Below are 23,001 nucleotides of genomic sequence, written 5' to 3'. Positions count from 1 at the left end.
AGGAGCAAGATGGAACCGATAACCCTGACCCTTGATGAGGCTTACGACCTGGCGTATCGGATACTGCGCCACAACGGTTTTAGCGAACCTCACGCCGCGGCGGTGGCCCGTAATACCGTAAACGGCGAGCGCGACGGCTGCGCTTCTCACGGCCTGTACCGCATTCCCGGCTGTGTACAAACGCTGCGCGTGGGCAAAGTGTCGCCGGATGCGCAGCCGAGGCTACAGGATTCGGCACCGGCGCTGGTGAAAGTCGACGCCGCTGGCGCTTTTTCGCTACTGGCATGGGAAAAGGCGCTGCCGCTGCTGGTGGAAAAGACGCGCCAGTGCGGTATTGCGGCGCTGGCGATTAATCGCTGCGTGCATTTTTCCGCGCTGTGGGCTGATATTGAACCGCTGACAGAGCAGGGGCTGGTGGCGCTGGCCTGTACGCCGAGCCATGCCTGGGTGGCGCCAGCTGGCGGCACTACGCCGCTGTTTGGCACCAATCCGCTGGCCTTCGGCTGGCCGCGACCGGGCAAGGCGCCGTTTATTTTCGATATGGCGACCAGTGCGGCGGCCCGCGGCGAGATAGACCTGCATCGCCGCGCCGGGAAGTCGGTGCCGCCTGGCTGGGGGCTGGACAGCGCAGGGCGGGAAACCACCGATCCGGCGCAGATTCTGGAAGGGGCCATGCTGCCGTTTGGCGGCCATAAAGGATCGGCGCTGGCGGCCATGGTTGAGCTGATAGCCGGGCCGCTGATTGGCGATATGACCAGCCAGGAGTCGCTGGATTTCGACGCCGGTGCCGGGGGGCTGCCTTACGGCGGCGAACTGATTATCGCCATGGATCCGCAACGTTTTCTGGGCGATGAAGCGAACGCCCATCTGGCCCGAAGTGAAACCCTGTTTGGCGCCATGACCGCTCAGGGGGCGCGGATTCCTGGCGAACGTCGCCACCGGGAGCGGGCCCGCAGCGAAGTGGAAGGGGTAACGATACCGGCCGCGCTTTATCAGGAGATTGTGGCGCTGGGATAGCGAGGCCGCCGGATATCATTTACGGTAAGAAAAAGGGAGGGCAAAAGCCCTCCCTTATCGCATCAGAACTGAGTATTGATGCTCATATACCAGGTGCGACCGGGCTCGTTAAAGGTTGCGGCGCCCGCGCCCGCCATATAGCCTTTGTCGCCGCCGGTTGTCTGGGCATTGCCCGCGCGCCAGTGGCGTTTGTCGAACAGGTTGTCGACGCCCGCCGTCAGGCTAACGTTTTTGGTGGCATCCCAGGTGGCGCTCAGACCCATAATGCTGTAGGGGCTGACCTTATCGCTTTCGCTGCCGCTCACGTGCTCGCCCTTATAGTTGTATTTCTTCGGCGTCTGGCTGCCGTACCAGGTAAAGGTGCTCTGCAGCGACAGATCTTCGCGCACCTGCCAGCTCAGGGTGGAGTTCAGGGTATATTCCGGGATGATCGACAGGCGATCGCCGGTCTCTTTGTTCTTACTCTGCAGCATCCAGGTCAGGTTGTTGCTCCAGGTCACGGTATCGCTCACCGGAATATTCAGGGTGCCTTCCAGCCCTTCCACCACCGCTTTAGGCACGTTCTCCCACTTGTAGATATTGGTGCCGGAAGCGTTAGTGTACTCCGGGGAGTAACCCGCTTCGATTTTGTCGCGGTAGTCGTTGCGAAACCAGGTCACTCCGGCCAGCCAGCCGTCGCGTTTGAATTCCAGGCCAATCTCTTTGTTGATGCTGGTTTCCGCCTTCAGGTCTTTGTTACCCTGTAAATAGCAGGGGGTACCGCTGGCGAAGCAGCCCTGGCCTTTACTGTAGAGCAGATAGTTGGGGTTGGTCTGATAGAGGCTCGGCGCTTTGTAGGCCCGGGCGATGCCCATTTTCAGGGTCAAATCGTCGGTCAGTCCCTGGGTCAGGTTAAGCGACGGGCTCCAGTTGTTGCCGACGATACTGTGATGGTCGAAACGCAGCGCTGGCGTCAGCATCGTGGAGTCGGTCAGTTCGATGTTATCTTCGGCGAACAGCGAGAAGATCTGGGCCTGGGTGTAGGGACTGCGGTTATCGCTGATTCCGTTAACCCCGCCGCCTGCCAGATTCTGGGTATTGGAGGCGTTATCCTTCATCTTCTGCTGGTTCCATTCGCTACCCAGCGTCAGGTTCTGGTTAAACAGAAAGTCGAACGGGATGTTCACTTCGCTGTGCAGCATGATATCGCTGAGATCGATATTCACGTAGTCATCGCTGGAGAAGAGTCCTTCGGTTCCCCCCGCCAGACCTTCATCCAGGCGGGAGTTACGGGTGCGTTCGTACTGGGCCCAGGTGTTGGTGCTGACGCCGTTATCCCAGGCGCCGGTCCAGGTGACTGAGTAAGTCTGACGATAGAGGCGGTTGGTTTCTGAACCGTACTTCTTTTTCACCAGGTCATTGGTGTTGGTGTTCTGGGTATCTCCGGCGTAGAGATTGCCCTGACGGCTGTAGCCCGCTTCGAATTCCAGCGCCTGCATGGGGGCGAATTCCCAACGCAGCTGGCCGTTAATGGCTTTATTGATGACCCCTTCGCGACCGGCGGGAACGGTATCGGCATAAATGCCGGTACGCTCCGACTGGTGCCCTTCGTTAATCAGTCGCCCGTCGGCCTGGGTTTTGTCGAGGTTTCCCCACAGGCGGAAGCTGAGTGCGTCGCCCATGGGACCGGTGAGGCTGAAGTTGGTGCGTTTGGTTGAGCCTTCGTCTTTATGCTCGGGAACGTTGAAGTAAGTATTCCAGCTGCCGTGCCACGTTTTATCGCTGCGTTTGGTGATGATATTTACCACGCCACCGGCCGCTCCGTTGCCGTAGCGCGCCGCGGCCGGGCCGCGAATCACTTCAATGCGATCGATCATCTCCGGCGGTACCCAGTTGCTGTCGCCGCGGGTATCGCGCTCGCCGCGCCAGCCAAGGCGAACCGAGTTGCGGCTGGTGACGGGCTTGCCGTCCACCAGAATCAGGGTGTTTTCCGGGCCCATACCGCGAATATCGATCTGGCGGTTATTGCCGCGCTGGCCGCTGGTGGAGTTACCGGTCAGGTTAACTCCCGGCATGGTGCGAATGATTTCCGAAACGTCGCGCGCGGGTGGGCGCTTTTTAATTTCGTCGGCGGTGATGGTGGAAACGCCGGGGGCCTGTAAGTTCTGTTCAGCGGCGGTCACCACCATGGTGTCTTCGTCGCTAATCGGGGAGGTATCGCCCGTGCCGGCAGTGTCGGATACGCCGCCCTGACTAACGTTGCCAGAAGCGTCGGCGCTGCTTTCTTCCGCCGTGGCGGGGTCTGCCGCCTGCGCCGATAGTGCGCCACCGTAGACACTGAAGTTAATCAGCATGGCCAGTGAATACTGAATCTTCTTGTTCATGGATCGAGAGTCCTGCTTTTCTCTGCCACCCTTACCGTTGCTGTGTCCCCAGCGGGAAGGAGGCTAATGCCTGTTTTGATACAGCCAAAGACCACCATTCCGGTGATGAGGAAGGCGGTAAGGCGCTTATTTATTGTTTTTCCTGCATGACGGCGTCTTCCGGCCGCTGCGCCGAAATACGCTATTGCAAATGAAAATAATTATCAATAATATTATCTATTATTTTCGATCTGACTCTCTTTTTACCTTGATTAACATAGGGTTAAGCTTTAGTGGACGCGCTGGTAACCGGAAGTGAAGCCTGGTGGCAGGCAAGACAGCAGCAGGGGATCCCTGCGGTAGAGCCGTTGGATGATACGCAATGCATGGTCAGTTTTTTCTGGCGCGATCCGGCGGGTGACGAGCGGCGCTCCCGGGTGCGTCACGTCTGGCTCTATATTACCGGCGTCACCGATCATCATCAGCGGTCGCAGCCCGTCAGTCTGAGCCGGATACCCGGCACCGATGTCTGGCGCTGGAACACCCGGCTGCCTGCCGCCTGGCGCGGCAGCTACTGCCTGATTCCTTCTGACCGCGAACAGGATTTTTCACCAGAGGCGCTCTCTGCGGTTCCCGATCGTCAGGCGCTGCGTGAAGGCTGGCGCAAGCTGTTGCCTCAGGCCATCGCCGATCCTTTTAATCCCCACAGCTGGCGCGGCGGGCGCGGTCATCCGGTATCGGCGCTGCATCTGCCTCTGGCGCCGGCCCAGCCAGGCTGGGAAGAGACGCATCCCGCCGCGCTGCCGGCCCGCTGTATTCAGTGGCATAGCCAGCGTCTGGGTAATCAGCGGCGCGTCTGGATCTTTGCGACCGGCGCAGAGAACCCGCAGCAGCGACCGTTAGCCATTCTGCTCGACGGTCAGTTCTGGGCGCAGAGCATGCCGGTCTGGCCTGCGCTTCAGGCGCAGACCCGGGCGGGCGAGCTGCCGCCAGCGCTTTATGTGTTGATCGACGCTATCGATAACGTTCATCGCGGCCGCGAACTGCCCTGTAATCCCGACTTCTGGCTGGCGGTGCAGGAAGAGCTGTTGCCGCTGGTACGCCGCGACGAGGCCTGGCGGGAAGCCCCGGAAACTACCGTGGTGGCGGGGCAAAGTTTCGGCGGCCTGTCAGCCCTGTATGCCACCCTGCACTGGCCGGAGCGCTTCGGCTGCGCCCTGAGCCAGTCCGGCTCGTTCTGGTGGCCGAATCGCGGCGACGGTGATACCCCCGGCTGGCTGGTAGAGAGTCTGCGCAAAGGGGCTATCGGCCAGAAGCCGGTCAAAATTTTTCTGGAGGCGGGGCTGCGTGAACCCGTGATTCACCAGGCGCATCAGCATCTGGTGCCTTTATTACAAAAAACACAGCGGCAACTTTTCTGGCGCGAGGTGGAAGGCGGGCACGATGCGCTTTGCTGGCGGGGCGGTCTGATCGATGGACTGCGCGCTTTGTGGAGTGCGGCGCCATCCTCATAGCAGCACTATGGCACGTCTGCGCCCTTGATATTGACAGGAGTAAGGCATGGAACACAATAATCCCTTCGACGACCGCTTAGGACAATTTCTTATTCTCGCAAACGATCTGATGCAGTACAGCCTGTGGCCGTCGCACTGTGCCCTACCTGTGGGGTGGCATGCGGTGACCGGTCCACAGAGCCAGCAGCAATGCTATCAGTGGCTCGACAGCCACTGGCAGGATCTGCAGCCCACCCATTTTGTTTCCCGCCGTCTTCAGTAGAGGTTACGAATGACAGACTCAGAGGTCATTACGCCCGTCATTACCCAAAACGAGATGCCGCTGGTGGCGGCCCAGCCCGGAATCTGGATGGCGGATCAACTTTCACCCCAGGCCAATGCCTGGAGCGTGGCCCACTACGTGGAGCTGAACGGCGAGCTGGACTGCGCGCTGTTGACCAAGGCGATTCTGGCCGGAATGGCCGAAGCGGATACGTTGCGGATGCGCTTTGGCGAGCGCGACGGCGAAGCGATCCAGTGGGTTGATGACGATTTCCGTTTTGATGAGCCAGGGATTGTGGATTTGCGCGCCAGTGACGATCCTGTTGCGGCGGCGCGTACGAGGATGCAACGGGATCTCGCTCAGGACTTGCGTCTGGCCAGCGGCAAACCGCTCTATCATCACGAGCTGCTACGCATTGGCGATCGGCGCTGGTACTGGTATCAGCGCTATCACCATATGGTGGTGGACGGCTTTAGCTTTACCGCCATTACCCGGCGTATCGCCAATATTTATACCGCGCTGCGCCGCCAGCAGGCGCCGGAGCCTTCGCCGTTCATTCCGTTCCGGGAAGTGGTTGAGGAGTATCAGCGTTACCGCCAGGCGCCTGCCTGGCAGCGCGATGCGGCTTTCTGGGCGGAACAGGCAAGTCAGCTTCCGCCGCCGGCATCGCTGTCGGATCTGCCCCTGAGCGGTCAGGGCTCCACTACCCAATTGATCCGTCACAAGGTCGTCTTCGATAGCGATGATTTTCGCCATCTGGCGGCCCAGAGTCAGTCGCTTTCCGGCGCCGATATGGCGCTGGCGCTGATCTCCCTGTGGCTGGGGCGCCTTAGCAACCGGGCTGAATTCGCCGCTGGTTTTATCTTTATGCGCCGGATCGGCTCTGCGGCGCTGTGCGCTACCGGGCCGGTACTGAACGTGCTGCCTTATGCGGTGCGTATCGCTCCCGATGCCACGCTGATGACCCTTGCCGCCGACCTGGCGCAGCAGATGAAAAAACTGCGTCGCCATCAGCGCTACGACGCCGAACAGATTCAGCGCGATACAGGAAGGGTGGTGGACGGCGAGCCGCTCTACGGCCCGGTAATTAACCTGAAGATGTTCGACTATCGTCTGGATTTTGACGGCATTGAGGGGATTACCCATCAGCTTGCCTCCGGCCCGGTACGCGATCTGGAGATCGCGCTGTATCTGGGCGAGCAGGGCGAGCTATCGATGGAGGTTCTGGCCAATAACGAACGCTACGACGCAGAGGTTCTGGCGCGCCATATCGCGCGTCTGCCGCGGCTGTTAAAGCAGTTTGCCCGGGAGCCGCAGCTGCCGTGCCGCCAGGCCGACGTTATGCTTGACGATGAAAAGGCGTTGATTGCGCAGGTGAACGCCACCGAACGGATGCTGGAGCCGGGTACCCTGAGTCAGTATATCGCCCGTCAGGCACGGTTAACGCCGGATGCGCCAGCGCTGGCGGACGATGACTGGCAGTTTAGCTATCGCGAAATGCGCCGCCAGGTGCTGCTGCTGGCCCGCCAGTTGATTGAGCAGGGGGTTCAACCCGGTGATATCGTGGCGGTGGCTCAGCCGCGTTCGGTCTTTCTGTCGCTGGCTCTGCAGGCCATTGTCGAAGTGGGGGCCGCATGGCTGCCGCTGGACACCGGCTACCCGGATGAACGGCTGCGCATGATGCTGGAAGACGCCGCGCCGCGCCTGATGATTACCGACGACCGGCAGGCGGAGCGCTTTGCCGATCTTCCAGGGCTGACGGCGCTACGTCTGACCCAGCCGCTCGACGGTGAAATCGATCAGGCCGTGCCGGGGATCTCTCGTTCGGAACACACGGCCTATGTGATCTTTACTTCCGGCTCTACCGGCCGCCCGAAAGGGGTGATGGTGGGACAGCAGGCTATCGTCAACCGCCTGCTGTGGATGCAGAACCACTACCCGATGGGGGCTGATGACGTGGTGCTGCAAAAAACGCCGTGCAGCTTCGATGTATCGGTCTGGGAGTTCTTCTGGCCGCTGATGGTGGGGGCGCGGCTGGTGATGGCGCCGCCGGAGGCGCATCGCGATCCCCAGGCGTTGCAGCAGCTGTTCGCCCGCTGGCAGGTCACTACCACCCATTTCGTGCCTTCGATGCTTTCGGCCTTTGTGGCGGCGCTGAACAATGAACAGGCCGTTGGCTGCTGCGCCAGCCTGCGGCGGGTGTTCTGCAGTGGCGAAGCGCTGCCCGCCGACCTTTGCCGGGAGTGGCAACGGCTGATCGGGGCGCCGCTGCATAACCTCTATGGGCCGACCGAAGCGGCGGTGGATGTGAGCTGGTATCCCGCTTACGGTGAACATCTGGCTGCGGTGACCGGCAGCAGCGTGCCGATCGGCTGGCCGGTATGGAATACCGGGCTGCGTATTCTGGATGGCGATATGCAGCCCGTGGCGCCGGGGATTGCCGGCGATCTTTATCTGACCGGCATTCAACTGGCTCAGGGCTATCTGTCGCGTCCGGACCTGACCGCCAGCCGCTTTATTGCCGATCCTTTCGCGCCCGGCGAGCGGATGTACCGCACCGGCGATGTGGCGCGCTGGCTGCCGAACGGCGCCGTGGAATATCTGGGGCGTAGCGACGATCAGCTCAAGCTGCGCGGTCAGCGTATCGAGCTGGGGGAGATTGACCGGGTAATGCAGGGGTTGCCGGATGTAGCCCGTGCCGTGACCCACGCCTGCGTGCTCAATCCGGGAGCGGCCAGCGGCGGCGATGCCCGCCAGCTGGTGGGGTATCTGGTATCGTCCTCTGGCGCGGCGCTTGATGTCGGGTACCTGCGTGAACAGCTCCAGCAGCAACTGCCGCCTCATATGGTGCCGGTGACGCTGGTACAGCTGGAGGCCTTTCCGCTTAGCGCCAACGGCAAGCTGGACAGGAAAGCGCTGCCGCTGCCTCAACTGGCGCAGCACAGCGGCGGGCGGGCGCCGGAACCAGGCCTGGAGCGTGCCGTGGCGGACGCCTTTGCGCGCCTGCTGGAGTGTGAGGTTAATTCGGCCCAGGATGATTTCTTTGCGCTGGGCGGCCATTCTCTGCTGGCGATGCGTCTGGCGGCGCAGTTGCGTAGCGAGCTGAGACGCCCTGTGACCGTGGGGCAGGTCATGGTGGCGTCGACGGTGGAAGGGCTGGCCGGGTTGCTTACCGGGCAGGACGAAGAGCAGGCCAGCCGCGCGGGTTTCGAAGCCCTCTTACCGCTACGCAAAACCGATGGCCCAACCCTGTGGTGCTTCCATCCGGCTTCCGGCTTCGCCTGGCAGTTCAGCGTGCTGACGCGCTGGCTGGATCCGCGCTGGTCGATTATGGGCATTCAGTCACCGCGCCCGGAAGGGCCGATGCAGCAGGCCGCCAGTTTGGATCAGGTTTGCGAGCGACATTTGCAGACGCTGCGCGCCAGTCAGCCCCATGGCCCTTATTACCTGATGGGCTATTCGCTGGGGGGAACCCTGGCGCAGGGCATTGCCGCACGGCTGCGCCAGGCAGGCGAAGAGGTGGCCTTCCTGGGGCTGCTGGACACCTGGCCGCCGGAGACCCAAAACTGGAAAGAGAAGGGGGCGAACGAACTGGATCCCGCCGTGCTGGCCGAGATTGAACGCGAACGTGAAGCCTTTATCGCCGCTCAGCAGGGGCAGGGTTCCGATGCGTTGTTCAACGCCATTGAGGGTAACTACGGCGATGCGGTACGGTTGCTGACCAGCGCCCACAGCGTGCATTTCGACGGTAAAGCGACGCTGTTTGTCGCCGAACGAACCCTTCTGCCTGGACTGGAGCCCCAGGCCGCCTGGGCGCCGTGGGTGGGAGAGCTGGCCGTCTTCCCGGTGGACTGCGCCCATGTAGATATCATCGCCCCGGATGCCTTTAGCCATATCGGCCCGGTACTGCAACAGGTGCTGGCGCTGGATTAATCCGGTAGCACAGACGAAACGGGCGGCTCAGGCCGCCCGCCAGGTTGATGACAAAGAGGGAAAAACGTGGTTTTTCCCTCTTTGTCGTTATCAGCCGACAATCAATGGATTGATTTTCCTTGTTTATTTTACTGATTATTCTGGCCGAATGCGTTCGGTCAGGGGGTGTCAGCAGTCCCAACGGGCGGCTCGGGCCACCCGTTTTTTACTGGTTACTTTTTCTTGTGCCACTTATCGTCGTCGCCCTTTTGATACTCGTTTTTTACCGCGGCCCAGGCGACGCGATGCGCCGTCTCTTCCCGGCTGGCATTGTCACGCCGATCCTTCTGGTCTTTGTATTGATACCAGGCGCTGTTGAACGCCTCTTTGTAGATCTCCTGCGCGTGGGCCGGCAGCACATTCCGGACGTTATCCGGTAGAACGCTGGTGGTTTGGTATGGCATAGCGACTCCTCTTTTTCTCCACAGGTAAGTGTGGACGAGATTAGCTTTTGCTACCACCAGGTGCGATTAACCCCGCCCCAGCGGCACCACCAGCGGCGTGCCGGCCACCGGGTCTTTGATAATCATGCAGCGCAGCCCGTAGATGCGTTCGATAAGTTCTGCGGTGACGATTTCTTTCGGCGCCCCTTCGGCGACGATGGCTCCTTCGCGCAGGGCGATAAGATGCGTGGCGTAGCGACAGGCCTGGTTCAGGTCGTGCAGCACTGCCGCCAGGGTATAGCCCTGATTGCGGTTAAGCTCGCTCAGAAGTTCCATCAGGTCTATCTGGTGACTGATATCAAGCCAGGTGGTGGGTTCGTCCAGCAGCATGATTTCGGTCTGTTGGGCCAGCACCATGGCAATCCAGGCGCGCTGGCGCTGGCCGCCGGACAGGGTATCCACCGGCTGGTCGGCCAGTGGCGCAATGGCGGTGGCCTGCATGGCCTGACGTACGGCCTCTTCGTCTTTTTGGCTCCAGCGGGAAAACAGTGGCTGGTGGGGATAACGCCCGCGGGCCACCAGTTCGCGTACGCTGATATCCCCCGGCGCGCTGGCGTTCTGGGCCAGCAGGCCGATACGTCGGGCCACCTCTTTGGTATTGAAGTTTTGTATTTGTTCGCCATCGAGCCAGACGTGGCCGTGCATTGGCTTCATCAGGCGACTCAGGGTACGCAGCAGCGTCGATTTACCACAGCCGTTAGGGCCGATAATGGCGGTAAACTTTCCTTCCGGAATAGTGACGCTAAGGTTATCCGCCACAATCTGTTTGCCGTAGCCCAGCCGAAGCTGTTCGCCGCGCAGTCGGGTTACTGTGGTCATCTTTTGCGGGACTCCTGAATCAACAAGGCGATAAGGTACAGGCCGCCGATACTGACGGTCACTACGCCTACCGGAAGCTGGTAGGGTATAAACAGGCGCTGGGCGCACAAGTCCGCCGCCAGCAGCAATGTGCCGCCGCAGACGCCGGCCTGTAGCAGGCCCCAGCGAGCGGTGCCGCTCAGACGCCGGGCGATGTGGGGCGCCACCAGCGCCACAAAGGAGACAGGCCCGGCCAGCGCCACGGAGCTGGCGGTCAGCAGAACCGCCACCAGCATCAGCAGAACGCGTGAACGTTCAACGCTAACCCCCAGCGCGTTGGCGGTATCATCGCCCATCTCCATAATTCGCATCCGGCGTACCAGTAGGGCGCCAGCCAGCAGCATTAACAATATCAGCGGCGCGGCGGGCAGGGTTTTGCCCCAGGTCAGGCCGTTGAGGGAACCGGCGTTCCAGAGTCCGGCGGAAAGTGCGGTTTCCAGCGAAGCCTGGAGCAGCAGCCAGGTGTTAAAGGCCACCAGCATGGCGCGCACGCCGATGCCGATAATAATCAGGCGAAAGGTTTCGATACCGTTGCGCCAGGCGAACAGCCAGACCACCAGCGAGGTCAGAATACCGCCCGCCATGGCGGCAAAGGCAATGGCGGTGTAGTGGTTGCCAAACAGCACCATCGCCACCAGCACGCCGCTCCAGGCGCCGGTGTTAAAACCCATGATGTCCGGGCTGCCCAACGGATTGCGCAGCAGCGACTGGAAGATAGCGCCGCTCACGCCAAGCGCGGCGCCGATAAGCAGCGCCATCAACACTCTGGGCAGGCGCCATTCCACCACGACCAGAGAGACGTTACGCGCCCCCTGACCGAGCAGGGCGTCCAGTACCTGGCGGGCGCTAAGCGGAACCGCACCGCTGGCGAGGCTCCAGCCCCCCATGCCCAGACTCAGGGCGACCAGCAGGGCCAGCATGGTGATAAGACGGGGAGAGAGACGGTTCACATTGTCGCTCCTGACCGCCTGCGGCGAACCAGCCAGATCAATACCGGCGCCCCAATAAAGGCGCTGACCACCGATACCCGAAGCTCACCGGGCACCAGCAGGCGCCCCAGAATATCGGCACCGAGCAGAAGTGACGGTGTGGCCAGCAGAGTCACTGGTAGCGACCAGCGGTGATCGGGGCCGATCAGCCAGCGGGCCATATGGGGCATCATCAGGCCGATAAAGGCAATTGGGCCGACAAGGGAGGTGGCGCTGCCGCACAGCAGGGCGATGGTTAACAGTCCGAAGATCTGGGTGCGCGCCACCCGGCTGCCAAGGGCGGTGGCGGTATCGCTGCCCATACTCAGGCTGTTAAGCGCCCGGGCCAGCAGTATCGCCATCGCCAGCCCTGCGGCGACCATCGGGGCGATAATTTTTAGGGTGGAAAAGGTGCGAATATCCAGAGAGCCAGCCTGCCAGTAGCGTAGCTGATCGTAAACCGCCGGGTTAAGCAGTGCGATGCCGCTACTTAAGCCTTCCAGCACCGCGGCGAGGGCCACGCCCGCCAGGGTCAGACGCACCGGACTTAGCTGACCGCCGCCCTGGCTACCGGTCAGGGCTACTACGGTGGACGCCAGCAGCGCGCCGCCGAAGGCCAGACCCAGCAGCGAAAGCGGCGAAGACATTCCCCCAATGGCGGCGCCCAGCACGATGGCGAAGCTGGCACCGGCGTTGACCCCCAGCAGGCCAGGGTCGGCCAGCGGGTTGCGGGTGAGCGTCTGCATTAAGGCGCCAGCGACGCCCAGCGCGGCGCCTGCCAGCAGGCCGGCAAGGGTTCGGGGAAGACGGGCATCCAGTACCACAACGCAATCGGCGCTGCGGCACTGGCCGCCCAGCGCCTGTAATACCACATCAGGAGAGAGGGGACGGGCGCCAATCAGCAGACTCAGGGTCGCCATTAGCGCCAGTACTATTACCAGGCTCAACAGCACAGCGCCGCGTGCTGACAAGCGAGAAGCCGACATAAACGCAAATCCTGAAAATCGATAATGATATTTATTATCGTTATCACTATTGTTCGTTTATGGTAGCATGAGCCGCCTCAGAGCTGGTAAGGAAAATTGCATAAGGCCATGTAATGAAGAAAAATTCTAAACATTCGTTATGGCTGAATCTCAGCCTGTTAAAAAGCCACCCCGCCTTCCGTGCGGTATTCCTGGCGCGTTTTATCTCTATCCTTTCTCTTGGTTTGCTCGGCGTGGCCGTGCCGGTGCAGATCCAGCAACTTACGGGCTCCACGCTACAGGTGGGATTGGCTGTCACACTGACCGGCAGCGCGATGTTTGTGGGGCTGATGACGGGCGGCGTTCTGGCGGATCGCTATGAGCGTAAGCGCCTGATTCTGCTGGCCCGCAGTACCTGCGGTATCGGCTTTATTGGATTGTGCCTGAATGCCATGCTGCCCGAGCCTTCGCTGACGGTGATTTATCTGCTGGGGATCTGGGACGGACTTTTCGCCTCTATCGGCGTGACGGCGCTGCTGGCGGCGACGCCGGGTCTGGTAGGGCGTGAAAACCTGATGCAGGCCGGGGCTATCACCATGCTGACGGTGCGCCTGGGCTCGGTGATTTCGCCGATGTTCGGCGGTCTTTTGCTCGCCTGGGGCGGCGTGGCCTGGAACTATGGTCTGGCGGCGGCGGGCACCTTTATCACCCTGTTGCCGCTGTTGACGCTTCCGCGCCAGCAACCGCCGGAACAGCCGCGCCAGCATCCGCTGCGATCGCTGGTTGAAGGGCTGCGTTTTCTGTTAAGCCACCCGCTGGTGGGGGGCGTGGCGCTGATCGGCGCGCTGCTGACCATGGCCAGCGCGGTGCGGGTGCTGTACCCGGCGCTGGCAGGGCACTGGTCGATGAGCGAATCGCAGATTGGTCTGCTGTATGCGGCGGTGCCGCTCGGTGCGGCGATCGGCGCACTGACCAGTGGCTCTGTTGCCCACTGCGCGCGGCCGGGGCTGGTGATGATGGGGGCGACTATCGCGTCATTTGTGGCTATCGGCTTGTTTAGTCTGATGCCGGTCTGGGAGAGTGGGGCGCTTTGCCTGGCGCTGTTTGGCTATCTGAGCGCTATTAGTTCGCTGTTGCAGTACACCCTGATCCAGACCCAGACGCCGGATCAGATGCTGGGCCGTATTAACGGTCTGTGGACGGCGCAAAACGTGACTGGTGATGCGATTGGCGCCGCGCTGCTGGGGGGAATGGGGGTAGCGCTTACGCCGGTCAGCTCCGCCAGCGTGAGCGGTTTTGCATTAGCGCTGGCGGGGGTTCTGGTGCTGCTGCTATTCAGCCAGCTGCGCCGTTTCTACCAGGCGCCTGCGCAGGCGCCGGTAGAAGAAGCATCATGATTTAAACTGCTGCGCCAGTCGCTCAAGCAGGTGACTGGCGCTGTAGTAGTCGAGGCGGAAGGTTTCGGTACCAAGCGGCCATACCCGATGGTGCTGCACCGCTGGCAGATGCGCCAGCAGCGGATCCTTCATCAGTGCCGCGGCGTCGCGCTCGTCGTTGGCGAACAGCAGCAAACTCTGGCCATTCAGGCCATTCGCCAGGTTTTCACCGCCCAGCTGCAGGATATCGCTGCGTTTGCCCTGGCTCTTACTGGTATGCAGGCTGGCCGGCGGCGTGGCGAGGGTGAAGCCCAATTGACTGAGCAACTGGCCCTGGGCTGACGCGGGAGTCCACAGATTGGCGTTGTGGGCGGCCGGATTGAAGACCAGCGCGCTGACCGGCTGGGGCGGCAGTTTGATTTGCTGTTTAAGCTGCGCTACCCGCTGGTTGAAGCTGTCGATGCGCGCTTTGGCCTGCTGTTCGTGACCGGTTATCTGCCCCAGTTCAGTGAGCAGCGCCTGCCAGCTTTTATCGTCGTAGTTAACAATAAGGGTGGGAGCGATGGTGGAAAGCTGGTCGTAGAGCGCCAGAGCGGAGTCGCCGCCGGTAGCGCTGACCAGGATCAGATCCGGCATCTGAGCGGCTACCGCTTCGGCGCTGGGTTCGCCGATATACAGGCGCTGGAGCTGGCGGGCTTTTGCAACGCTGCTCCACTGACGCAGGAAGCCCCGGGAATCGGCAAAGCGATTGCCGGGCGTGGTGGCGCCGCTGGCGACCACGGGGGCGTCAATGGCCAGCAGCGAGCCGGTCAGGGTCACGCTGGTAGAGACGATGCGTTGCGGGGCATGGGGCAGGGTATGGGTGCCGCGGATATCGGTCACTTCACGCGGCCAGGCGGCTGCGCTGGCGCCCGGGGAAATGGCGAAAAGAGCCAACGTAATCTGTAAGGCCGCAAGCATAGCGGCAAAGGTGTATTTCACGGCAGGGCATCCTGTGGCTGTTGTTAATAATGTTTCTCATTTTCATGCTAAGCGCGACGGCGTGCAAGGGATGGGAATGTTAAAAATTTTTTACCTTTGTTGACAGACGCGGTTTCAGAACGTAGCTTACGCATCAGAATACAAATGATAATAATTATCAAATCTCTTATCATTTTTGCGGAGGATTGAATGGAAACTATCGTGGCTGAGGAGAGGCAACGGACGGTTGCGGTGCCGGCAACCGACGGATTTTTCTTTATGTCGCCCTGGAAGTGTCTGGCGACATCCGGCCATTTCGCCTCTTTTGAGCTTCCCGCCGCCGAAGGCGCGGATCCGCGAGGTTCGTTCCAGCGCGGTCTGGCCCAGGCGTTTGCATCGGCGCGGGCCGCCGGAGTTGCCAGACCGGTCGTGGTTGGCGCCATTCCCTTTGATACCCGTAAGCCGTCATCGCTGTTCATTCCGGAGCATGTTTCGACTTTCTCTCGTATCGACTATCGGAAAGAGGCCGCCACCGCCTTTAGCGCGCCGGTGGTGACGGGTCGTCAGGAGATTCCGCAACAACCGGTTTTTGAAGAGATGGTGGCGCGCGGCGCTTATGCCACCAGCCAGCCCGGTATCGATAAAGTGGTGCTGTCGCGTCTTATCGATATCGCCACAGAAAACGCTGTCGACAGGGAAGCGCTGATGCAGCGCCTGATTGCGCTGAATCCCGCCAGCTATAACTTCCACGTGCCGCTGCCCGACGGCGGAGCTCTGATGGGCGCCAGTCCGGAGCTGCTGCTGCGTATGAGCGGCAACGCCTTTAGCTCGCTGCCGCTGGCGGGGTCGGCGAAGCGGGTGGCCGACCCGGAACAGGATAAAGCGGTCGGTCAGGCATTGATGAATTCCCGTAAAGATCGCCATGAGCATCAACTGGTGACCGACGCCATGCGCGAGGTGCTGGCGCCGCGTGTCTCTTATCTGGCGCTGCCGGAACGGCCGGAACTGATAACCACGCCGCAGCTGTGGCACCTGTCGACACCGATCGAAGGCCAGGTGCGCGATGGTCGCGAAAACGCGCTGTCGCTGGCCTGCCTGCTGCATCCAACTCCGGCGCTGAGCGGTTTCCCCAACGATGCGGCACAGCGCCTGATAGGCGAACTGGAACCCTTCGACCGCGAACTCTTTGGCGGCATTGTCGGCTGGTGTGACGATGCCGGAAACGGTGAATGGGTGGTGACTATTCGCTGCGCGCGCCTTTATGAACGGCGGGTTCGGCTGTTTGCCGGTGCAGGCATTGTGCCTGATTCATCCCCGACTTCGGAGTGGAATGAGACTGGTACCAAGCTGTCGACCATGCTCAACGTATTTGGACTGAACTGAGGAAAGGGTATGACGATTCCTTTTAATCGCTGGCCGGAAGAGCTGGCCGCCGCTTACCGCGAAAAAGGCTACTGGATTGATGTTCCGCTGACCGACATTCTGAGCCGTCACGCGCAGAGCGATCGCACTGCGGTTATCGAAGGCGAGCGCCATTTCAGCTATCGCGAACTGGAACAGGCGGCGACTCGTCTGGCGGGGGCGCTACAGCGTCAGGGACTGACCACCGGCGATACCGCGCTGGTGCAGTTGGGTAACGTGGCCGAGCTCTATATCGTCTTCTTCGCGCTGTTGAAGATTGGCGTTGCGCCGGTGAACGCGCTGTTCAGCCATCAGAAAACCGAACTGGAGGCCTACGCCGACCAGATTGCACCGAAGCTGCTGATAGCCGATCGCGAACATGCCCTGTTTCGCGACGACGATTATCTGATGACGCTGGTAGCGCGCTTTCCGTCGCTGACCACCGCCATTCTGCGTGGCGACAGCGGCGAACGCTCGCTGGAAGGGTTGATTGCAGCAAAGGAAGATAACTTTGTCGCGACCCCCTCGGCCGCCGATGAAGTGGCCTTTTTCCAGCTTTCCGGCGGCAGCACCGGCACCCCGAAACTGATTCCCCGTACTCACAACGACTACTACTACAGTATTCGCCGCAGCGTGGAAATCTGCCGCTTCGATGAAAATACCCGCTTCCTGTGCGCTATTCCGGCCGCCCATAACTACGCCATGAGTTCGCCGGGCTCGCTGGGGGTCTTTTACGGTGAAGGCTGCGTAGTGCTGGCGGCAGATCCGAGCGCCAACCTGTGCTTCCCGCTTATCGAGCGCCATCAGATAGACGTCGCCGCGCTGGTGCCGCCAGCGGCCAGCCTGTGGTTACAAGCGATTCGTGAGTGGGGCGATAACAGGCAGCTCGCTTCGCTGCGCCTGCTGCAGGTGGGCGGCGCCCGTCTGCCCGAAGCCCTGGCGCGTCGCATTCCGGCGGAGATCGGCTGTCAGTTGCAGCAGGTGTTCGGCATGGCGGAAGGGCTGGTGAACTACACGGCGCTCGACGATGACGACGAACATATCTTCACTACTCAGGGGCGCCCGATGTGCCCGGACGATGAGGTCTGGGCTGCCGACGAAGAAGGCAACCCGGTAGCGGCCGGTGAGGTGGGGCGCCTGATGACCCGCGGCCCGTATACCTTCCGGGGTTACTACCTGAGCCCGGAAGCCAACGCGAAAGCCTTCGACGCCAACGGATTTTACTGTTCCGGCGATCTGATCGTTATTGACGAGCAGGGTTACATCAGCGTGGTGGGGCGAGAAAAAGATCAGATCAACCGCGGCGGCGAGAAGATCGCCGCCGAAGAGATCGAAAATCTGCTGCATCGCCATGAAGCCGTGCTCCACGCCGCCCTGGTCTCGATGGAAGACGAGCTGATGGGCGAAAAGAGCTGCGCCTTTATCGTGGCCCGCAGTCCGGTGCGTCCGGTGGCGCTGCGCCGCTGGCTGCGCGAGTTGGGCGTGGCGGAGTACAAGCTGCCAGATAAGGTGGAGATCGTCGACGAGTTACCCCTGACTCACGTCGGTAAACCCGATAAAAAGCGGCTGCGCCAGCTGATTGCCGAACGTCGGCTGACCACAAAATAAAAGGAGAACGAAAATGGCCATTCCAAAACTGAACGCCTATGCGCTGCCGACCGCGGCGGATATCCCGGAAAACAAGGTGAGCTGGGACTTCGAGCCGGAGCGCGCTGCCCTGCTGATCCACGATATGCAGGATTACTTTATCAATTTCTGGGGCGACAACTGCCCGATGATAGACCAGGTGATCGCCAATATTGCGGCACTGCGCGACTACTGCAAGCAGAACAATATTCCGGTTTACTACACCGCCCAGCCGAAAGAGCAGAGCGATGAGGATCGCGCGCTGCTTAACGATATGTGGGGGCCGGGCATTAATAACCACCCCGAACAGCAGGGCGTGGTGGCGCGGCTGGCGCCCGATGACCAGGATACCGTGCTGGTGAAGTGGCGCTACAGCGCTTTTATCCGTTCGCCGCTGGAGCAGGCGCTGAAGGAGACCGGTCGCGACCAACTGATCATCTGTGGCGTCTATGCCCATATAGGCTGTATGACCACCGCCACCGACGCCTTTATGCGCGATATCAAACCCTTTATGGTGGCGGATGCGCTGGCCGATTTTAGCCGTGAAGAGCACCTGATGGCGCTGAAATACATCGCCGGGCGCAGCGGGCGCGTAGTGAATACCTGCGATCTGCTGCCGGTTCCCCAGAGTAAAGAGCAACTGCGCGCCCTGATCCTGCCGCTGCTGGATGAATCCGACGAGCCGGAAGATGACGAAAACCTGATTGATTACGGTCTGGATTCGGTGCGCATGATGGCGCTGGCGGCGCGCTGGCGTAAGGCGCACGGCGATATCGATTTTGTGATGCTCGCCAAAGAGCCGACTCTGGACGCCTGGTGGGCGCTATTGAGTCGGGAGTCGAAGTCATGAAGGTAGATTTTCATGGTCAGACGGTCTGGGTGACCGGCGCAGCCAGGGGCATTGGCTACAGCACCGCGCGGGCGTTCCATGAAGCCGGCGCCCGGGTAGTGGGCTTCGATCGCGCCTTTGAACAGGCGGAGTACCCTTTTGCCACCGAGCAGGTGGATGTGGCCGACGCCGCTCAGGTGGAGCAGATCTGTCAGCGGCTGTTAAAAGATACCGCCAGGCTGGACGTGCTGGTGAACGCCGCCGGGATTTTGCGGATGGGCGCTACAGATGAACTGCCACTTAACGACTGGCAGGATACCTTTGCGGTAAACGTCGGCGGCGCTTTTAACTTCTTTCGCGCTACCATGGCGCAGTTTCGTGCCCAGCGGGGCGGGGCTCTGGTCACGGTGGCCTCGGATGCGGCTCATACTCCGCGCATCGGCATGTCGGCCTATGGCGCGTCGAAAGCGGCCCTGAAAAGTCTGGCGCTGACCGTGGCGCTGGAGCTGGCAGAGTATGGGGTGCGTGGCAACCTGGTGTCGCCAGGCTCGACCGATACCGATATGCAACGCGCTATGTGGACCACGCCGGACGCTGAGCAGCAGCGCATTCAGGGCTATCCGCAGCAGTTTAAGTTGGGCGTGCCGCTCGGCAAGATAGCCCGCCCGCAGGAGATAGCCGACACCATCCTGTTCCTTGCCTCTAAACAGGCCAGCCATATCACGCTACAGGATATTGTGGTGGATGGCGGCTCAACGCTGGGGGCCTGAGATGATCTGGAAACGGGCGATGACGCTGGAAGCGCTGAACCAGATGGCCGAACAGACTATGGTGGGGCATCTTGGAATTGTCTTTACCCGCATCGGTGACGACGAACTGGAGGCGGAGATGGATGTCGATCAGCGCACCGTTCAGCCGTTCGGTCTGCTGCACGGCGGGGCCTCGGCGGCGCTGGCCGAAACCATGGGCTCCATGGCCGGGTTTCTGATAAGCCGCGAGGGGCAGTGCGTGGTGGGCACCGAACTGAGCGCCAGCCATCACCGCGCCGTCTCTTCCGGTAAGGTGCGGGGCGTGTGCCGCCCGCTGCATTTGAGCAACAGCAGTCAGTGCTGGGAGATAGCCATTTTCGATGCGCGCGGCAAGCGCAGTTGCACCTGCCGCCTTTCTACGGCGGTCATCGGTTAATTTCACCAGATACGCCTGCTCTCAGGGAGGAGGGCAGGCGTTGTTCCTGCAAACATGCCCCCTTCCACGGGGCGTTACACTTTTTCTCTGTCTTAATCGCACAGTTGCATACCCTGGCAACCAGGCGGGAGATTATTCGTTGTTATCGGCGCGGCGCTGAAAGCTTTTTACCTCATGGCAGCGGCAAGCTTTATTGTGTGGCAGAAAGAAGAAAGCCCCGAGTCATTTTTCAATTAAACCGAGGCTTACCCTATGTCCAGTCCACATCAGCGTCGCCCCTTACCCGCTGAAAGCAAGGAGAAGAAGGCAATGAAGCTACCGCGCGGCACCCTAATCTGGCGCGTTTATATCCTGTGTTTTACGCTGTTGATATTCAGCTACCTGACCCGGAAATCGCTATGAGAAATTCGATACCGGGATGGGGCTCGGGAGGTGGCGGCTTTCATGACTTACGAATCCGGTAAGTAGCACCTGGAGCCAGGGGATGTTGGCTGGCATAGCCACAAGCGTCTTTATAAAGGGTCTTCTGGTTTACCAGGAGACCCTTTCCTCAATATTGAGTGCGCAAGACTCCCCATGCCTGGCTCTGCTTAGTGATCCCGCTAGCAATGTAATGTAAATGATAAGTGGCAAACCTGTTTTCTATCGTTTCTTTATTGTTAAATCCAGTCGCGTGTTATAGATACAAATTGACACACATCTTCCTCTTTATTTGACCAACACAACGGATAAGACAATGAATAATCCAGGGAAATACCTTCTGTGGGGGGCGCTTTCGCTGCTGGGGGCTTTTGCACTCGGCTATATCGCCCTGAATCGCGGGGAGCAGATTAACGCGCTATGGATAGTGGTGGCGGCGGTCTGCGTCTATCTGATCGCGTATCGTTTTTATGGAATCTGGATAGCCAGGCGCGTGCTATCGGTGGATGCCACCCGCATGACGCCTGCGGTACGTCACAACGACGGCCTTGATTATGTACCGACCGATAAGAAGGTACTGTTCGGCCACCACTTTGCCGCCATTGCTGGCGCCGGGCCGCTGGTGGGGCCGGTACTGGCCGCTCAGATGGGCTACCTGCCGGGGATGATATGGATTCTGGCGGGTGTGGTACTGGCCGGGGCGGTGCAGGACTTTATGGTGCTGTTTGTCTCCACCCGGCGCGATGGGCGTTCCCTGGGCGAACTGGTGAAAGAAGAGATGGGCAACGTGGCGGGAGTTATCGCGCTGGTCTCCTGCTTTATGATTATGGTGATCATTCTGGCGGTGCTGGCGATGATTGTGGTCAAAGCGCTGACTCACAGCCCCTGGGGCACTTATACCGTTGCCTTTACCATTCCGCTGGCGATCTTTATGGGGATCTATACCCGCTATCTGCGCCCTGGCCGTATTGGCGAGGTGTCGATTATCGGTCTGGTGCTGCTGGTCTTCGCCATAATCTCCGGCGGTTGGGTGGCCGAGAGCGAATTCGCTTCCTGGTTTGATTTTACTGGCGTTCAGCTTACCTGGATTCTGGTGGGCTACGGCTTTGTAGCGGCGGTGCTGCCGGTGTGGTTGCTGCTGGCGCCGCGCGACTACCTTTCCACTTTTCTGAAGATTGGCACCATCGTCGGTCTGGCTATCGGCATTCTGATTATGCGCCCGACCCTGACCATGCCGTCGATCACCAAATTTGTCGATGGCACCGGGCCGGTGTGGGCCGGGGATCTGTTCCCGTTCCTGTTTATCACCATCGCCTGCGGCGCGGTTTCCGGTTTTCATGCCCTGATCTCATCCGGCACCACGCCGAAGATGCTGGCTAACGAAAATCAGGCCTGCCTGATTGGTTACGGCGGCATGTTGATGGAGTCCTTTGTGGCGATAATGGCGCTGGTGGCGGCCTGTATTATCGATCCCGGCGTTTACTTCGCCATGAACAGCCCGATGGCCGTTCTGGCGCCAGCGGGCGTTGCGGACGCGGTGGCCTCTGCGGCTCAGGTGGTCAGCGGCTGGGGCTTTACGGTGACGCCGGATGTGCTGCATCGCATTGCCGAAGAAGTGGGTGAGCAGAGCATTATTTCCCGGGCCGGCGGTGCGCCGACCCTGGCGGTGGGCATGGCCTATATTCTGCACGGGGCGCTGGGTGGCCTGATGGACGTTTCCTTCTGGTATCACTTCGCGATTCTGTTCGAGGCGCTGTTTATTCTGACTGCGGTAGATGCCGGCACCCGGGCCGCCCGCTTTATGCTGCAGGATCTGCTGGGCACGATCTCTCCCTCACTGAAGCGTACCGAATCGCTGCCCGCCAACCTGCTGGCGACCGCGCTGTGCGTGCTGGCCTGGGGCTACTTTCTGCATCAGGGGGTGGTGGATCCGCTGGGCGGCATCAACACCCTGTGGCCGCTGTTTGGCATCGCCAACCAGATGCTGGCGGCGATGGCGTTGCTGCTGTGCGCCGTGGTGCTGTTTAAGATGAAGCGCCAGCGTTATGCCTGGGTAGCGTTACTGCCCACCGCCTGGCTGCTGGTCTGCACGCTGACCGCCGGCTGGCAGAAAGTGTTCAGCGCTGATGCCCGGGTCGGTTTCCTGGCGGTGGCCAATAAGTTCCAGGCGATGATCGACAGCGGTAATATTCCGGCTCAGTATACTCAGTCGCAGCTGAGCCAGCTGGTGTTCAATAACCGTCTGGACGCCGGTCTGACCCTGTACTTTATGGTGGTGGTCGTGGTGCTGGCGCTGTTTTCGCTGAAGTGCGCGCGTCAGGCGTGTGAGAGTGAAAGCCCGACGGCGCGTGAAACGCCGTACCAGCCGATGCCTGAAAATGTCGACCAGATCGTAGCTCAGGCGAAAAACGCGCACTAAATATTGTCAAAGCCTCTCCTTCGTGGGAGGCTGGTTCGTTAGGGTGAGAGCACTTCAGAGCGCTCTGGTGAATCCCCTCACCCCGCCCCTCTCCCCAAAGGGGAGAGGGGGCAGTTAGTCACTCGTTTTTCTCCTCTCCCAAAGGGATGAGGGCAAAGGTCCCCGGTTTTTCCCCTCTCCCTCTGGGAGAGGGTTAGGGTGAGGGTGGAATATGGAGGTAACAACAGATGTTTGATTCTCTGGCAAAAGCGGGTAAATACCTCGGTCAGGCGGCAAAACTGATGGTAGGGGTACCTGACTACGATAATTACGTACAGCATATGCGTTTGAACCACCCGGAGCAGACGCCAATGACCTATGAAGAGTTTTTCCGCGATCGCCAGGATGCGCGATACGGCGGAAAAGGCGGCGCGCGCTGCTGCTGATGGTATAAAAATACCCAAA

The 23,001-nt window shown here is 60.5% G+C and carries 19 protein-coding genes and 1 pseudogene; 14 read left to right on the top strand and 6 right to left on the bottom strand.

Annotated elements, in window-relative coordinates:
- Positions 1-9 precede the first annotated feature (9 nt).
- Entirely contained in the window at positions 10-1,017 is a 1,008-nt protein-coding gene (locus V3W49_RS07685) for an Ldh family oxidoreductase (RefSeq protein ID WP_500144716.1), read from the top strand.
- 62 nt (positions 1,018-1,079) lie between these two features.
- Here V3W49_RS07685 and V3W49_RS07680 read toward each other — a convergent pair whose 3' ends face one another.
- Complete coding sequence (locus V3W49_RS07680; RefSeq protein WP_500144715.1) at positions 1,080-3,380, bottom strand: TonB-dependent siderophore receptor; 2,301 nt, start codon at positions 3,378-3,380, stop codon at positions 1,080-1,082.
- Between the two features lie 272 nt (positions 3,381-3,652).
- On the opposite strand from V3W49_RS07680, the gene fes reads away from it, so the two are divergent.
- The 3 genes from fes to V3W49_RS07665 are packed head-to-tail and all read left to right on the top strand — an operon-like array spanning position 3,653 to position 9,068.
- Positions 3,653-4,873: an enterochelin esterase gene (fes, locus tag V3W49_RS07675; RefSeq protein WP_500144714.1), complete on the top strand. Its 1,221-nt coding sequence runs from the start codon at positions 3,653-3,655 to the stop codon at positions 4,871-4,873.
- A gap of 46 nt (positions 4,874-4,919) precedes the next feature.
- Positions 4,920-5,135, top strand: a complete 216-nt coding sequence (locus tag V3W49_RS07670) for an MbtH family protein (RefSeq protein ID WP_500144713.1) — start codon at positions 4,920-4,922, stop codon at positions 5,133-5,135.
- A 9-nt stretch (positions 5,136-5,144) separates the two neighbouring features.
- Entirely contained in the window at positions 5,145-9,068 is a 3,924-nt protein-coding gene (locus V3W49_RS07665; protein WP_500144711.1) for an enterobactin synthase subunit F, read from the top strand.
- Between the two features lie 212 nt (positions 9,069-9,280).
- Here the strand turns inward: V3W49_RS07665 and chaB are convergent, their stop codons facing one another.
- The 4 genes from chaB to fepD form a co-directional block, all read right to left on the bottom strand.
- Positions 9,281-9,511, bottom strand: a complete 231-nt coding sequence (gene chaB, locus V3W49_RS07660) for a putative cation transport regulator ChaB (RefSeq protein WP_500144709.1) — start codon at positions 9,509-9,511, stop codon at positions 9,281-9,283.
- 66 nt (positions 9,512-9,577) lie between these two features.
- Positions 9,578-10,369 carry an iron-enterobactin ABC transporter ATP-binding protein gene (gene fepC, locus V3W49_RS07655; RefSeq protein WP_500144708.1) on the bottom strand — a complete coding sequence of 264 codons (792 nt, stop codon included), beginning with the start codon at positions 10,367-10,369 and terminating at the stop codon, positions 9,578-9,580.
- The gene (fepG, locus tag V3W49_RS07650) at positions 10,366-11,328 is read right to left on the bottom strand and encodes an iron-enterobactin ABC transporter permease (RefSeq protein WP_500144775.1); all 963 of its coding nucleotides are present in this window, start codon (positions 11,326-11,328) and stop codon (positions 10,366-10,368) included. Before fepG ends, fepC begins: the two co-directional genes overlap by 4 nt.
- A 26-nt stretch (positions 11,329-11,354) precedes the next feature.
- Positions 11,355-12,362, bottom strand: coding sequence for a Fe(3+)-siderophore ABC transporter permease (gene fepD / locus V3W49_RS07645; RefSeq protein WP_500144707.1), 1,008 nt, complete (start codon positions 12,360-12,362; stop codon positions 11,355-11,357).
- A 113-nt stretch (positions 12,363-12,475) separates the two neighbouring features.
- Between fepD and entS the strand changes: the two genes are divergently transcribed.
- Entirely contained in the window at positions 12,476-13,738 is a 1,263-nt protein-coding gene (gene entS / locus V3W49_RS07640; RefSeq protein ID WP_500144706.1) for an enterobactin transporter EntS, read from the top strand.
- Here entS and fepB read toward each other — a convergent pair.
- The gene (fepB, locus tag V3W49_RS07635; protein WP_500144774.1) at positions 13,733-14,677 is read right to left on the bottom strand and encodes a Fe2+-enterobactin ABC transporter substrate-binding protein; all 945 of its coding nucleotides are present in this window, start codon (positions 14,675-14,677) and stop codon (positions 13,733-13,735) included. The two genes, entS and fepB, sit on opposite strands and share 6 nt — an antisense overlap.
- 210 nt (positions 14,678-14,887) lie before the next feature.
- Here fepB and V3W49_RS07630 point away from each other — a divergent pair, with 210 nt between their 5' ends.
- The 9 genes and pseudogenes from V3W49_RS07630 to V3W49_RS07590 all read left to right on the top strand — a co-directional run bounded on the left by V3W49_RS07630 (position 14,888) and on the right by V3W49_RS07590 (position 22,982).
- The gene (locus tag V3W49_RS07630; protein ID WP_500144705.1) at positions 14,888-16,060 is read left to right on the top strand and encodes an isochorismate synthase; all 1,173 of its coding nucleotides are present in this window, start codon (positions 14,888-14,890) and stop codon (positions 16,058-16,060) included.
- 9 nt (positions 16,061-16,069) lie between these two features.
- Positions 16,070-17,686 carry a (2,3-dihydroxybenzoyl)adenylate synthase gene (locus V3W49_RS07625; protein WP_500144704.1) on the top strand — a complete coding sequence of 539 codons (1,617 nt, stop codon included), beginning with the start codon at positions 16,070-16,072 and terminating at the stop codon, positions 17,684-17,686.
- Positions 17,687-17,699: 13 nt separating this feature from the next.
- Entirely contained in the window at positions 17,700-18,554 is an 855-nt protein-coding gene (locus tag V3W49_RS07620; RefSeq protein WP_500144703.1) for an isochorismatase, read from the top strand.
- Positions 18,551-19,303: a 2,3-dihydro-2,3-dihydroxybenzoate dehydrogenase gene (dhbA, locus tag V3W49_RS07615; RefSeq protein WP_500144702.1), complete on the top strand. Its 753-nt coding sequence runs from the start codon at positions 18,551-18,553 to the stop codon at positions 19,301-19,303. Before V3W49_RS07620 ends, dhbA begins: the two co-directional genes overlap by 4 nt.
- Position 19,304: 1 nt before the next feature.
- Positions 19,305-19,718, top strand: a complete 414-nt coding sequence (gene entH, locus V3W49_RS07610) for a proofreading thioesterase EntH (protein ID WP_500144701.1) — start codon at positions 19,305-19,307, stop codon at positions 19,716-19,718.
- A gap of 335 nt (positions 19,719-20,053) precedes the next feature.
- Positions 20,054-20,119: pseudogene (locus V3W49_RS07605) on the top strand (hypothetical protein); the annotation flags it as partial.
- A 4-nt stretch (positions 20,120-20,123) separates the two neighbouring features.
- A complete protein-coding gene (locus V3W49_RS07600) occupies positions 20,124-20,186 on the top strand; it encodes a type I toxin-antitoxin system Hok/Gef family toxin (RefSeq protein ID WP_500144772.1) in 63 nt (20 codons plus the stop codon).
- A 268-nt stretch (positions 20,187-20,454) separates the two neighbouring features.
- Positions 20,455-22,557, top strand: coding sequence for a pyruvate/proton symporter CstA (gene cstA, locus V3W49_RS07595; RefSeq protein ID WP_500144700.1), 2,103 nt, complete (start codon positions 20,455-20,457; stop codon positions 22,555-22,557).
- A 227-nt stretch (positions 22,558-22,784) separates the two neighbouring features.
- Positions 22,785-22,982, top strand: a complete 198-nt coding sequence (locus V3W49_RS07590; protein WP_138096372.1) for a YbdD/YjiX family protein — start codon at positions 22,785-22,787, stop codon at positions 22,980-22,982.
- Positions 22,983-23,001 lie beyond the last annotated feature (19 nt).

Origin of the sequence: Rosenbergiella sp. YN46, assembly GCF_036620675.1 — a bacterium.
In the GTDB taxonomy this organism is placed as follows: Bacteria; Pseudomonadota; Gammaproteobacteria; order Enterobacterales; family Enterobacteriaceae; genus Jejubacter.
Note: the sequence above shows the minus strand (reverse complement) of the source record. Positions and strands in the feature narration are given on the sequence as shown.